Consider the following 12416-nt stretch of genomic DNA (forward strand, 5'->3'; position numbering starts at 1 on the left):
GATGCGAGGCGTGCGCTGCGGTTACGCGTGCCGGCGCTCTTCGCGGTGAGGGGCGAAACCGTGCTGCTGATCGGGGCGCACCTGATGCTGCGGCTCCTGGCGGGGCGCGGGCGGCGGGTTGTGCGGCACGGCGGGCGGCGGCGCGGCGGGGCGCGGCTCCATCCTCGGCGCTTCCATTCGCGGTGCGGGCATCCGCGGGGCTTCCATCCTCGGTGCTTCAACCTGCGGACGCGGCGCGGGGGCCGGCGCGCGATATTCGCTGCGCGGCGCGGGCGGTGCGGCTTCCTGACGCGGGGCCTCGCGCGGCGCTTCGGGCGCGCGCATTTCGTTTCGCGGCGCCTGCTGCCATGCCGGCTGCGGCTGCGTGCGCTCGGCGGGCTGTGGCGCGGGCTGGGCGGAGTGCGTGGGCGTCGGCGTCGAGCGGATCGGCGGCACCGCGTTCTGCGTCGGCGACCGGTAATTGAGCGGCGCATTCGGCTCGACGTTCGCGTGAGGCCGGCCTTCGTTCGCGCGCTGCTGCTGGATCGGCGGATGCGGCTGCGTCCAGGACGGCTGCGGACGCTGCGTTTCGCCCGGCGCACGCGCTTCGTTGCGCGCGCCCGGGTTCTCGACGGCCGTGGGCGGCCGCGGCACGCCGTTTTGGGGCGACGGCGCGGGATTCGGCCGGGCCCCGTTCGGCCGGGACGCGTCAGGCCGCATCGCGTTTTGCGGCCCGCCCGGCGCACCGGGAACAGCCGGCGCGTGCGGTGCATTCGGCTGCGTGGCGTCCGGCTGCGGAACGCCGGGGCGCGCGAAGTTCGATGGCGCGGCATTCAGTTGAGCCGCATTCGGTTGAGCTGCATTCGGCTGCGGCATATTCGGCTGCGGCCGCTCGCCCGCGCGCGCGGCCGGATTGCCCGCGCCGCCCTGCGGGCCGCGCGCGGGTTGCGCGACGCTCGCGTGCGTGTCGACGAGCTGCACGTTGCGCATCGCCCAGCGGTTCGGCGCGCCGGTGTTCTCGGGCGTGCGCACCGGCCGCATCGCGTAGTTCGGCGGCACGGTGGTCTTCACGACGGGCGCGCCCGCGCCCGGCACCCGCGCGCCGCTCTGCGCGAGATGCGCGGCGAGCTGATCGTGATAAGCGGCCGGCACGGCCGGGTTGCGCGTCGCGACGATCGAGCGCTGCTCGACGGCCGCGGGCGGCCGGTACGCGGCGTTGCGCAGTGCGCCCGTGAAGCTTTGCCGAACCGGCGCGACGCCCGGCGCGCCCGAGCCGATGTGCGCATTGCGCCACTGCTGCGGATCGACCTTCTGCGCGAAGCGCGACACCGGCTGCCCGTGGACGAACGCGGTCGCCGGCACGGCCGTCACCGCGTTCGGCGCGCGGAAGTTCACGTACGTGTTGTGGATGTTCGTGATGTTCGTCACGTTCACCGTCTTGTTGACGTTGATGTTGTTGACGTTGTTCACGATTACCGTCTGGTTCACGCGCTGGTAGTAGTGCGGGCTCCAGCCGCCCCAGCTCGGCCGCCACGGGTCGCGCGGCCCGAGCGGGAACCACGCGACGCCCGCCGCCGCGATGCCGCCGACCGCGAGGCTCACGCTCCAGTCGAAGCCGCCGCCGCCCCCGCCGACGAACGCGACGAGCGCGGGCGCGTAGCACGGCGGCGCGCTGACGACGAGCGGGCCCGGCACCCATGCCCACGAGTCGTCGACGTACGCCCAGCGGCCGTAGTGATACGGCGCGAAGCCCCACGGCTCGTCGTCGACCCAGGTCCAGCCCCACGGCGCCTGCCAGATCCAGTGGCCGGTGTGGTACGGCGCCCAGCCGGCGGGCACCGCGCTCGGCACCCACACCTCGCCGTAATCGGGGTCGTCGCGCCACGTTCCGTTCGCGTCGAGGTCCTGGTAGCCCGGGATTTCGCGCGATACGTAGCGGGCCGACACGGAGCGCTCCTCGGCCGCATCGCGGCTAGCGGCCCAGTCGTCGAGACCGTCGGGCGGCGCCACGGCGCCCGTGTCCGCGACTTGCAGCCCGGTGCCCGTGAAGACGACCCGCTGGCCGGCCGACACCGGCATCTGCGTGCCGTCGCCGTAGACGGTTGCGCTGCCGCGCCTCACGGTGACGGTCGTGCTCGAACCGTCAGGCGCGACGTCGACGCGATAATCGCCGGGCGAGCCGACCGCGAGCGCGAGGTTCGGCGTGTCGATTTCATACGACGTGCCGGGCGGCAGTTCGCGCACGTGCGTCGACAGCGTGCCGAGCGGCACCTTCAGTTGCGTGTTCGCGTCGTCGAGATTGAGGATCGACAGGCTCGTCGATTGACCGAGCCGCACCGCGGTCGAGCCGATGTGCAGCTCGGAGCGCGCGCCCGAATCGTTCCATAGCTGGTCGCCCGTCGTGAGCGGACGGTTGACGGCTGCGTATGACCAGTCGCTCGCGCCCGCGGGCTCGGTCGTGACGGCCCCGGACAGGTAGTTCAGGCGCGCGACGCGGCTCGGCGGATCGCCGCCCGCTTGCTGGGCGACGCCGGCGGGCGGCGGGGCGACGTTTTGCGCGATGGCGGGCGGTAACGCAGCGAGCATTGCGACGGCGACGAGCGTGTAGCGGGCGATGCGCGAAAGCACAAACGGATGGCGAGTGGCAAGGATGGTCATCATTGTCTCTGTTTTGTCCGGCGTGGCACGCGCCGTATGAATCCACTCTATCCGCTCGGCATGTTTCAGTGACGGTGGTTTTGTTATGCGATTTGATGTGCGTGTAACAAGAGTTGTCGGCACGGCGGAATTCGTCAGAGCAATGAAAGCGCGCGTCATTCGCCGGTAAGCAAGGCGTCGAATTCGCGCTGGCCGGCGGGCGTCACGCGCAGCACGCGAGGCTTGGCCGCATGCTCGATCCAGCCGCGTTGGCGGAAGCTTTCGAGGAGCGCCGCGCCGAGCGAGCCGCCCAGGTGCGGACGGCGCTCGCTCCAGTCCGGGCACGTGCACGCGAAGCGCCGGCGCTTCGCGCGCTGGCCGCCGATGTCGATGCCCCATTGCGCGAACTGCGCGGCGCCCGCCGCGCTCGCATCGAGCGTGCCGTCCGCGGCTGTCAGCCAGCCGCGCGACATCAGCCGCTCGAACACCTGGACCGCTAGCTCGCCCGCCATGTGGTCGTAGCAGGTGCGCGCATAGCGCATGTCGGGCGGCACGATGCGCGCCGGCTGGGGGATCGGGCGCCGCGGCGCGGCCGCCTGCGCGATGTTCGCGAGCGCCTCGATCGCCGCGGCGATATCGGGCGACGCGATCCGGTAATAGCGATGGCGGCCGCGCACGTCGAGCGCGAGGAGGCCGCCGTCCGCGAGCCGCGCGAGATGCGCGCTCGCCGCCGACGGCGACAGCCCGGCGATCATCGTCAGCTCGCCCGCGGGGCGCGCGCTGCCGTCCATCAGCGCCCAGAGCATCGCGGCGCGTCCCGGATCGGCGAGCAGCGCGCCGAGATGGCTCAAGCCGGGGAAATGGTGATCGCGATCGGAAGCGGACATTGGCGAACCTCGGGAAGGAAATAGTTCGAGTGTAGGCGCGTATGGCATTCGATGTTTCGGGGCAGGCTGAAATGTCGGATGCGCGCCGGCGTTTGCTGCGCTCGCCATGACGGCGCGCGTAGAATGCGACGTCCGATGACTCGCCGGCGCGCGATCGCGGCGCGCCGGCCGCTCGACGATGCTTCTTCCGATGAAAACACTTGTTGCCACCCTTATTGCCGCGTTCGTCTGCGCGGGCTGCGCGTCCGGCGGCGCCGGCGGATCGGGCGCCGGGACCGGCCGCATCGAGATGTACGGCACGATCGATCAGGGCGTGACGATCCGCAACTGACGGCGCAAAGCCGACCGCAGAGCGCGCGGTCGCGAGCAAGCGCCGCTCCCGCATCGGCGCGGGCGTTGGCCCGAAACGGCGGCTGCGGCGCTATGTCGCAGCGCAACGTATAATCGTCTCCTTTCCCGCCACACAGCAGAACCGGAGCCAGCCGAGATGTCCGCCACGCCCCCCGCGCCGCTTGATCGCACCGAAACCGTTTTCCGCTTCCTCGCCGAGCCGACGTCCGTCAACTTCGGCGGCAAGGTGCACGGCGGCGCGCTGATGAAATGGATCGACGAGACCGCGTACGCGTGCGCGGCGATCTGGTCGAGCCGCTATTGCGTGACGGTGAGCGTCGGCAACATCCGCTTCCAGCGGCCGATCCTCGTCGGCAATCTCGTCGAGCTGAAGGCGCGCGTCGTCGCGACGGGCCGCACGAGCATGCACATCCACGTGTCGGTGCACGCGGGCGATCCGAAGGGCGGCGTGCTGCGCCAGACGACCGATTGCCTCGTCGTGTTCGTCGCGGTCGACGAGAACGGCAATCCGGTGCCGGTGCCGCCGTTCGTGCCCGTCACCGGCGAGCAGAAGCGGCTCGCGCAGTACGCGATGGACGTGCGTGAGGCGCTCGACAAGATCGTCGAGCTCAAGCCCGAGGAAGTCGCGAAAGGGGAAGTGTGAGCGTTCGCCGCCTTCGCGTGCGCAAAAGCAGGATGCCGGGCGCCCGGCGCATCGAATCGAGAAAGACGCCGCGATCGTTCGCGGCGTTTTTCGTTTGAAGCGCGAAGCGCGCGATACGAAGGAACGCGATCCGGCGTGCAGCCGTGCGCGACGCCTGCCGCGCCGGGGTCAGCGGTTGCCGACCATCTTCTCCGGCCGCACCCATTCGTCGAATTGCGCGTCGGTCACGTAACCGAGCGCCAGCGCGGCGGCTTTGAGCGTCGTGCCTTCCTTGTGCGCCTTCTTCGCGATCTGCGCGGCCTTGTCGTAGCCGATGTGCGGATTGAGCGCCGTCACGAGCATCAGCGATTCGTTGAGGAGCGCGTCGATGCGCGCGCGATTCGGCTCGATGCCGGCCGCGCAGTGATCGTTGAAGCTTTGCGCGCCGTCCGCGAGCAGCCGCACCGACTGCAGCACGTTGTGCGCAATCATCGGCCGGAACACGTTCAGCTCGAAATTGCCGCTCGCGCCGCCGAAGTTTACCGCGACGTCGTTGCCGAACACCTGGCAGCACAGCATCGTCACCGCTTCCGATTGCGTCGGATTGACCTTGCCCGGCATGATCGAGCTGCCCGGCTCGTTCTCCGGAATCGACAGCTCGCCGAGTCCGCAGCGCGGCCCGCTCGCGAGCCAGCGGATGTCGTTCGCGATCTTCATCAGGCTCGCGGCGACCGTCTTCAGCGCGCCGTGCGCGAACACGAGCGCGTCGGCCGCGGCCATCACTTCGAACTTGTTCGGCGCGCTGACGAACGGCAATCCCGTGAGCCGGCCGATCTCGGCCGCGACGCCCGCCGCGAACTTCGGATGCGCGTTCAGGCCCGTGCCGACCGCCGTGCCGCCTTGCGCGAGTTCATACAGGTGGGGCAGCGCCGCCTCGACGTGGCGAATGCCCTGATCGAGCTGCGCGACGTAGCCGGAGAATTCCTGGCCGAGCGTGAGCGGCGTCGCGTCCTGCAGGTGCGTGCGGCCGATCTTCACGATGTCGGCGAAGGTGGCGGCCTTCGCGTCGAGCGTCGCGCGCAGCGTGCGCAGCGCGGGCAGCAGATGGCCGACGATCGCGCGCGCGGCGGCGACGTGCATCGCGGTCGGGAACACGTCGTTCGACGACTGGCCGCGATTGACGTCGTCGTTCGGATGCACGTTGCGGCTTTCGCCCCGCTCGCCGCCGAGCAGCTCGCTCGCGCGGTTCGCGATCACCTCGTTGAGGTTCATGTTGGTCTGCGTGCCCGAGCCCGTCTGCCAGACGACGAGCGGGAATTCGTCAGGATGACGGCCGGCGATGATCTCGTCGGCGCTGGCGATGATCGCGTTCGCCTTGTCCTGCGCGAGCACGCCAAGTTCGAGATTGACGGCGGCCGCCGCGCGCTTGACCAGCGCGAGCGCGTGAATCAGTTCGGGCGACTGCTTCTCGGTCGAGATCTTGAAGTTCTGCAGCGAGCGCTGCGTTTGCGCGCCCCACAGCCGGGCCGCCGGCACTGCGATTTCGCCGAACGTGTCGCGTTCCATCCGTACTGCTTCGCTCATGATTGCTCCTTTGGATGACGGGGAGCGCCGCGCGGTCGCGGCGCAATGCGCATGCGGGGACGGAGCCGTTCTCGCGACGGCGTCCACTGTTGGGCAAGCATAGCGCTGCACGCGATTTCGTGCCGCGGCGCGCAGGTGCGCCGCGACGAATGGCGCGGTGCGATGCATGCGAGCATCGACATGCGCGACGGCGTTCGGATGCGATCGCTTCGTGTCGGGGCGGCGTCGCGCGCGCATGTTCGATGCGGGACGACATTGGCCGCTTCGTCGAGCCCGTCGAGGGCAGCGGATCATGCGCTTGCGCGCTTACGTCGAAGCCCGTCCTCGAGCCCCCGCCCGCGCGCCGAGCGCGGCGCTCTTCCGGTGAAATCGCCACGTCATCAGCACCGCGACGCTCGCGAGGCCGGCCGCGAGCCCCCACCATAATCCGCGCGCGCCGAGGCCCGCGTGGAACGCGAACCAGTAGCCGGTCGGAAAGCCGATGCCCCAGTAGCCGAGCGTCGCGGCGAGCATCGGCACGCGTGTGTCCTTCAGGCCGCGCAGGCAGCCGGAGCCGACCGTCTGCATCCCGTCGACGATCTGGAACACCGCGGCGATGCCGAGCAGCGACGTCGCGAGCGCGACCGTGTGCGCGTTTGCGGGATCGTCGAGCTTCAGGTAAAGGCCGACGATCGCGTGCGGCGCGACGATCAGTACGAGCCCCGACAGCGACATGAACGCGATGCCGAGCCCGAGCGCGACGAAGCCCGCATGCCGCGCGGCAACGGGCGCGCCCGCGCCCGCCCAGTAGCCGACGCGCACGTTCGCGGCCTGACCGATCGCGAGCGGCACCATGAATGCGACCGACGCGACGTTGAGCGCGATCTGGTGCGCGGCGAGCGACGATTCGCCGAGCACGCCGACCGTGAGGCCCGTCGCGAGAAAGAGCGTCGACTCGACGCCGTACGTGATCGCGACCGGCCAGCCGATGCCGAACAGCTCGCCCATCAGCGGCAGCCGCGGCCGCGTGGCGGCGACGAAGTGCTTGAACGTCGGCCGTCCGTGCAGCAGCGCGACGAGCGTGATCGCGGTGAGCCAGATCGTGATCGTGGTTGCCGTAGCGGAGCCGAGGAAGCCGAGCCGCGGCAGCGCGAACGCGCCGTGGATCAGCCCGTAGTTGAGAAACGCGTTGACGCCGACGCCCGCGAGCGACACCCAAAGCAGTCGCTTCGCCGCGCCGATCGCGGGCAAGAACGAGCGCATCAGCCCGACGCCGATCAGGCTGCCGGGCGCCGCGAAGCGCAGCACGGCCGCGTATTCGCCGACGTTGTGCGCGAGCGCCGCCGGTTCGCCGAACGCGCGCAACAGCGGCTCCGCGAACGACAGCAGCGCGAACGCCGGAACCGCGAGCAACAGCGACAGCGCGAAGCCCGTCCAATAGATATGCGGCACGCGATCCTCGGCCTTTGCGCCGCGTGCGTGCGCCACGCTCACGCTGACCGACGTCAGTACGCCCTGCAGCAGCGTCACGACGACGAAGAACAGATTCGCGCCGAGGCCGCCCGCCGCGAGCGCGTCGGGGCCGAGCGAGCCGAGCAGCACCGTGTCGGTGACGCTCATCGCCATTTGCGAGAGTTGCGCGATCGCGAGCGGCGCGGCGAGGCGCGCCGTATCGGCGGCGTGGCGGGACAGTGTGGGAGGCGGCGCAGCGGCCGCTCGCGTGAAACCGGTAGGCGACATGGGACGCGTTCGCACGAGCGGCCCGCCCGCGCTTTGCTTATTTTTGCGAAACGATCAGCTTACGAGTTTCCGCAAGCGCTGTCGATGCGCGTCGTCGATGGCCTTACGATCGGCAGGGGCTCGCTATGACGCGCCGTGCACGGCGATGCGCGTGTCGCCGAGCAGCACGACCTGTCCCGCGCGGATCTTGCAGGTCTTGCGCAGCTCGATCGCGCCGTCGACCTTCACGGCGCCCGACGCGACGATCATCTTCGCCGAGCCGCCGCTATCCGCGAGACCCGTGAGCTTCAGCAGGTTATGCAGTTCGACGAATTCGCCGGTCAGCGTGAAATCGAGATTGGGCATGGCAATGAAAACGGAGACGAGCGCGCGCAGACGAGAGCCCGCCGCGCAGCGGGCATCGCATCATAAGCGATGCGCGCCGCGCGCGGTGTAAGGCGCGCGTCAAATGTTGTCCGGGTTTCGCGCGATTCGGGCCGCCGCTTGTAAGCGAGTGTGTCGAACTCGTCAGCAAATGAAACGGTGGGTAACAGTTGGCGAGAACGGCGAACTGCGAACGAGAGCGGCCGGTCTGTACACGGACTCGCTGCATGTCGCGGCGGGCCCATAGCGGCGGGCCGGTTCGAAGGCGCGCCGCATCCAACGACTTTGTTGAGGAGAATTGCGATGTCCAAGATTCGTGCAATGCTGATCGGTGCCGCGGTGGCGGCGATGGCGACGAGCGCTTTCGCGCAGACGGCAGGCGTGGCGACGCAAGGTTCGGTCGGCGGCTCGGCCGACGTGCTCGGCCAGAAGGCGGGCGCGAGCGCGCAACTGAACGCGGGCGGCGATGCGTCGGCTGCATCGCCGGAAGCGGCGGAGAACGCCGTCAAGCATTCGGCGAAGAAGCACGTGAAGCACGCGAAGGCCAAGGCGAAGGCGAAGGCCGACGAAGCGGCCGAACTCGGTGCGGATGCGAAGACGAAGGCGAGCGGCGCGGTCGAAGGCGCGACGAACGCGGCGGGCAACGTGGTCGGCGGCGCGACGAACGCGGTCGGCGGTGTCGCGGGCGCGGCGGGCGGTCTCGCGAAGGGCGTCGTGGGCGGCGCGAACGGCTCGGTGTCCGTCAACGGCGGCGTGAAGGCCGGCGCGGGCGAGTAAGCGCCGCCAGGCGAGGCGCGCGGGCGGTTCGCCCCGGAAGGCCCGCCCGACGCGGCGCGCTCAGGCTGAAGGGCAACGGCCCGGATCGCATCATGCGGTCCGGGCCGTTGCGTTGTCGGGGAGGCGCTTTCGCGCGGTCGAATCGCCTACCCGCGCGCGCCGATGAACGAGCGGAGGCGCCGCACGCTACGAGCGCCGCCGGCCTTGCGGCTGCGACGCGTTCTGCGCGCCGCGCGCGGGCGTCTGGACCATGAACACGCTGCGCAACCACGCGGCGGCGCGCGCGAAGATGTCATACGGCTCCTCGACGAAGATCTCGGGCTTCAAAAGGCGCAGGTATTCCATGATCTGTTGCGCTTCCTGCTTCTGGAACGAGCCGTGCGAGATGCCGAGCCTGAGCAGTCCGCGCAGCTCGCCAAGCTTTTCGCGCGCGACGCTGCCGACGCTCATCTCGCACGCGAGCTTCGCCTCGTACACGCGTTGCCGCAGCGATTCGGCGAGCCGCCACGCGGGCGTCTGCATCCGTTCCTCGAGCGTTTGAATGTCGGTGACGGCCGACTTGATCTGCGCGGCGAGCGGATCGACGAGCGCCGCGTCGCCCTGCGCGCCGGACACGATGGCGGCGGCCCAGTCGCGGCACGCTTTCGCGAGTTCGTCGGGCGTCCATTCGGAGCGCGACGCGAAGCCGAAACCGAATTCTCCCGCCTGCCGGATCAGGATCGAGACGACGTCCGGAAACTCCTTGTCGAGCGTGCGCTTCGCCCACGCATACTGGCCGCCCTGCAGAAGCCGCTGAACCGCGTGCTCGGTGAGCGGCACCATGCTGTCGAGCAGCTTCGCGCGCAGGAAATCCTCGAACGACGGCGTGACGAATTGCGGATCGAGCTTGAGCGACACGCGCACGAACGCATCGTAGTCTTTGCGCAAGGAAACGACGGTGTCGTCTTTCAGCGTGAGAGTGATCTGGCCCATGTCTGTCTCGATGCTCGATGCCGGTCGGCTCGACCGGCGCTTTCGCCCGCACGCGAGCCGACGCGGGCGGGCCGCGTGCGCGCTGCGCGGCCCGGCGGCTGGCCGCCGGTCCGCACGCCGGATGGACCGGGTCTCGTCTGGATCGGGTCCCGCCGCCGGGCGCGGGGCTGCATCCTCTTAACGGCAGCGCGCGCGAGAACTTGAGGGCCGTGCGCGCCGATGTCGCGCGCCGCGGCGAAGACGGCTCAGCCGGGCAGCCAGCCGTGCGGCAGCACGAGCGCCTGCCAGAAGAAGAACGCCGCGAGCCCGGCGGCGATCGTGACGAGCGGCCGGCGCGTCGCGGCGGACACGAGCACTGCGGCGGCGGCGCCGACGAGTCGCGGATTGCGCCACGTCAGCTCCGCGTCGCCGCCGTGCGGCGCGACGGTCATCGGCACGATGATCGCGGTCAGCACCGTCACCGGCACGAAGCGCAGCGCGGCGAGCGCGAGCGGCGGAAACACGAGGCGATCGCCGAGCAGGAAGAGCGTCGTGCGGATCGCGGACGTGAGCGCCGCCATCCCGAGAATCAGCAGCGCGTAGCTCATGACGCGGCATCCGTCCGCCGGCGCGTGCGTTGCGCGGCGAGCCACGTCAGCGCGACGCCGATCGCGACGCCTGCGGCGACGGCGGCGAGCAGGCCGAGCTTGTACGGCCATGCGCGGCAGAAGAGCGCGACGGCGCCCGCCGTCGCCGCGGCGGCGAGATAGCGCAGCGCGGCGAGTTGCGGCACGACGATCGCGATGAACGTCGCCGCCATCGCGAAGTCGAGGCCGAGCGATTGCAGGCGCGGGAACGCGGCGCCGAACAGCAGGCCCGCGATCGTCCAGATCTGCCAGTTCACGTACATCGCGATGCCCGAGCCGAAGAAGTGATATGGTCCCGTCGCGCCGGGTTCGGCGTGACGATAGTGCGCATACGCGACGGCGAACACTTCGTCCGTCATCAGCGCGCCGAGCGTCGCCCGCCACCGCAGCGGCAGATGCGCGACATATGGCGCGAGCGTCGCGCTGTACAGCAGGTGGCGCAGGTTGACGACGAACGTCGTCGCGAGCACGACCGCGTAGCTCGCGCCGCCCGCGATCAGGCCGAGCGCGATGAACTGCGCGGAGCCGGCGAACAGCGCGAGCGACATCAGCTCGCCGTGCCACGGCGCGAGCGGCCCGGTCGTGACGAGCGTGCCGAAGATCACGCCGAAAGGCGCCGCGCCGACCATCATCGGGACGGTGTCGCGCACGCCGGCGGCGAACTCGGCGAGCCGGCCGGGTGGGGGATGCGTGGAGCAGGACTGGGACACGACGGCTACCTCCTGTCCGGCGGAGGATAGCGGGGCGGGGCGCGCGCTCGCTTGTACGTTCTTGCGGTGTCGTGCTGTAGTTTTTGCCGTTGCCGTTGCCGTTGCCGAAGCCGACGCTAGAGGTGGAGCGTCGAAACACTGGCGCGTTGGAACTGAAGCGGGTAGCCAACCTGCTTGCCGCCACCACGCTACGACGGCTGCCAACGCCCCGGCGGTACCCCGAACATTCGTTTGAAATGGCGGGTGAAGTGACTCTGATCGGCGAAGCCGCACGCGGCGGCGACATCGGCGACGCTCGCGCCCGCACGCAGCGGCGCGAGCGCGCGCTGCAGGCGCAACTGATTGCGCCATGCATGCGGCGGCATGCCGGTCGTGCGCGAGAACAGGCGGGCCGCATGGAACGGCGACAACCCGGCCGCCCGTGCGGCGTCCGATAGCGTGACGGTCTCGGACAGGTCGGCGGCAAGCCGCTCGCGCATCGCGTCGACGCGCCGACGGTCTGCCGCGACGCCGCGCGTCGTCGCGCTGCGATTGCCCGCGTGGCGGGCGATCAGCGTCGAATACGCGTCGAGCATCGTGGTTTCGGCGGACAGCGGATCGTCGGGAGACCGAGCCGCGCCTGCGCGGAACGAGCACGAGTCCGTAGGCGAGGCGAGGGACCTAACCGAAGCCGAACCCGAACTCCCGCCGGCCGCCCCGAGTCCCTCGCCCGGCCGCAGGCGACGGGCCGCGGCGCCGCCGCTCGCCTCCATCAACCGATGCGCGGCGACGAGCCGCGCGGCGAGATCCGCATCGTGGATGACGTCGAGCCGGAACCACGGTGCAGGCTGCGGCTTGCCGGCGATTTCGTCGGCGAGCGTGCGAATGAAATCGACGGGCACGTAGGCGACGCGATAGCGCCAGCCGTCGTCGGCCGCGCGCGAGCCGGTGTGGATTTCGCCCGGATTGATGACGGGGATCGAGCCCGCGTCGGCGACATATGCGCTGCCGCGGCACGTGTAGCGCTCGGCGCCCGCCTCGATGACGGGGATCGTGTACGCGTCGTGCCAGTGGGGCGCGAACGCGTGATCGCGATAGGTCGCCGTGACGAAGTCCGCATCCGGCAAGAGCGGCGTGCGCCAGTAGCGGACTTCCTCTCGCGAGCGTTCGGATCGCATGGCGGCGGCTCTCGGCTCTCGGCTTTCGGGCG

12 protein-coding genes and 1 pseudogene are annotated in these 12416 nt (G+C 70.3%); 4 read left to right on the forward strand and 9 right to left on the reverse strand.

Annotated elements, in window-relative coordinates; translation table 11 throughout:
• Nucleotides 1-21 precede the first annotated feature (21 nt).
• Both AQ610_RS05880 and AQ610_RS05885 read right to left on the reverse strand, forming a co-directional pair.
• Nucleotides 22-2637: a DUF6600 domain-containing protein gene (locus AQ610_RS05880; protein ID WP_043282477.1), complete on the reverse strand. Its 2616-nt coding sequence runs from the start codon at nt 2635-2637 to the stop codon at nt 22-24.
• Nucleotides 2638-2792: 155 nt separating this feature from the next.
• Nucleotides 2793-3503, reverse strand: a complete 711-nt coding sequence (locus tag AQ610_RS05885; RefSeq protein ID WP_006025768.1) for an ArsR/SmtB family transcription factor — start codon at nt 3501-3503, stop codon at nt 2793-2795.
• A 178-nt stretch (nt 3504-3681) separates the two neighbouring features.
• Between AQ610_RS05885 and AQ610_RS35830 the strand changes: the two genes are divergently transcribed.
• A complete protein-coding gene (locus AQ610_RS35830; protein ID WP_162486738.1) occupies nt 3682-3834 on the forward strand; it encodes a hypothetical protein in 153 nt (50 codons plus the stop codon).
• A gap of 156 nt (nt 3835-3990) precedes the next feature.
• The gene (locus tag AQ610_RS05890; protein ID WP_006025769.1) at nt 3991-4497 is read left to right on the forward strand and encodes an acyl-CoA thioesterase; all 507 of its coding nucleotides are present in this window, start codon (nt 3991-3993) and stop codon (nt 4495-4497) included.
• Between the two features lie 168 nt (nt 4498-4665).
• Here the strand turns inward: AQ610_RS05890 and fumC are convergent, their stop codons facing one another.
• Nucleotides 4666-6060, reverse strand: coding sequence for a class II fumarate hydratase (gene fumC / locus AQ610_RS05895; protein ID WP_009913198.1), 1395 nt, complete (start codon nt 6058-6060; stop codon nt 4666-4668).
• A gap of 14 nt (nt 6061-6074) precedes the next feature.
• Here fumC and AQ610_RS37230 point away from each other — a divergent pair.
• Nucleotides 6075-6191 (forward strand): annotated as a pseudogene (locus tag AQ610_RS37230) (fumarate hydratase); the annotation flags it as partial.
• A gap of 175 nt (nt 6192-6366) precedes the next feature.
• Here the strand turns inward: AQ610_RS37230 and AQ610_RS05900 are convergent.
• A complete protein-coding gene (locus AQ610_RS05900; protein ID WP_006025771.1) occupies nt 6367-7779 on the reverse strand; it encodes an MATE family efflux transporter in 1413 nt (470 codons plus the stop codon).
• Nucleotides 7780-7902: 123 nt separating this feature from the next.
• Nucleotides 7903-8124, reverse strand: a complete 222-nt coding sequence (locus AQ610_RS05905; RefSeq protein WP_006025772.1) for an RNA-binding S4 domain-containing protein — start codon at nt 8122-8124, stop codon at nt 7903-7905.
• Nucleotides 8125-8445: 321 nt separating this feature from the next.
• Between AQ610_RS05905 and AQ610_RS05910 the strand changes: the two genes are divergently transcribed.
• Nucleotides 8446-8919: a hypothetical protein gene (locus AQ610_RS05910; protein ID WP_009913195.1), complete on the forward strand. Its 474-nt coding sequence runs from the start codon at nt 8446-8448 to the stop codon at nt 8917-8919.
• Between the two features lie 186 nt (nt 8920-9105).
• Here the strand turns inward: AQ610_RS05910 and AQ610_RS05915 are convergent, their stop codons facing one another.
• The 4 genes from AQ610_RS05915 to AQ610_RS05930 form a co-directional block, all read right to left on the reverse strand.
• Nucleotides 9106-9891: a DUF4088 family protein gene (locus tag AQ610_RS05915; RefSeq protein ID WP_006025774.1), complete on the reverse strand. Its 786-nt coding sequence runs from the start codon at nt 9889-9891 to the stop codon at nt 9106-9108.
• A gap of 245 nt (nt 9892-10136) precedes the next feature.
• Nucleotides 10137-10478, reverse strand: a complete 342-nt coding sequence (locus AQ610_RS05920) for a branched-chain amino acid transport AzlD family protein (protein WP_006025775.1) — start codon at nt 10476-10478, stop codon at nt 10137-10139.
• A complete protein-coding gene (locus AQ610_RS05925; protein WP_043282379.1) occupies nt 10475-11227 on the reverse strand; it encodes an AzlC family ABC transporter permease in 753 nt (250 codons plus the stop codon). The genes AQ610_RS05920 and AQ610_RS05925 overlap by 4 nt, the downstream gene beginning before the upstream one ends.
• A gap of 188 nt (nt 11228-11415) precedes the next feature.
• Nucleotides 11416-12384, reverse strand: coding sequence for an AraC family transcriptional regulator (locus tag AQ610_RS05930; RefSeq protein WP_006025777.1), 969 nt, complete (start codon nt 12382-12384; stop codon nt 11416-11418).
• Nucleotides 12385-12416 lie beyond the last annotated feature (32 nt).

Source organism: Burkholderia humptydooensis (assembly GCF_001513745.1).
Classification (GTDB): Bacteria; Pseudomonadota; Gammaproteobacteria; order Burkholderiales; family Burkholderiaceae; genus Burkholderia; species Burkholderia humptydooensis.

Excerpts from the sequence above, each read along its gene's own strand:
- AQ610_RS05880 (WP_043282477.1), bottom strand. The coding sequence starts at position 2,637 with ATGACCATCCTTGCCACTCGCCATCCGTTTGTGCTTTCGCGCATCGCC.
- fumC (WP_009913198.1), bottom strand. The coding sequence starts at position 6,060 with ATGAGCGAAGCAGTACGGATGGAACGCGACACGTTCGGCGAAATCGCA.
- AQ610_RS05910 (WP_009913195.1), top strand. The coding sequence starts at position 8,446 with ATGTCCAAGATTCGTGCAATGCTGATCGGTGCCGCGGTGGCGGCGATG.
- AQ610_RS35830 (WP_162486738.1), top strand. The coding sequence starts at position 3,682 with ATGCTTCTTCCGATGAAAACACTTGTTGCCACCCTTATTGCCGCGTTC.
- AQ610_RS05885 (WP_006025768.1), bottom strand. The coding sequence starts at position 3,503 with ATGTCCGCTTCCGATCGCGATCACCATTTCCCCGGCTTGAGCCATCTC.
- AQ610_RS05905 (WP_006025772.1), bottom strand. The coding sequence starts at position 8,124 with ATGCCCAATCTCGATTTCACGCTGACCGGCGAATTCGTCGAACTGCAT.
- AQ610_RS05915 (WP_006025774.1), bottom strand. The coding sequence starts at position 9,891 with ATGGGCCAGATCACTCTCACGCTGAAAGACGACACCGTCGTTTCCTTG.
- AQ610_RS05890 (WP_006025769.1), top strand. The coding sequence starts at position 3,991 with ATGTCCGCCACGCCCCCCGCGCCGCTTGATCGCACCGAAACCGTTTTC.
- AQ610_RS05920 (WP_006025775.1), bottom strand. The coding sequence starts at position 10,478 with ATGAGCTACGCGCTGCTGATTCTCGGGATGGCGGCGCTCACGTCCGCG.
- AQ610_RS05900 (WP_006025771.1), bottom strand. The coding sequence starts at position 7,779 with ATGTCGCCTACCGGTTTCACGCGAGCGGCCGCTGCGCCGCCTCCCACA.
- AQ610_RS05930 (WP_006025777.1), bottom strand. The coding sequence starts at position 12,384 with ATGCGATCCGAACGCTCGCGAGAGGAAGTCCGCTACTGGCGCACGCCG.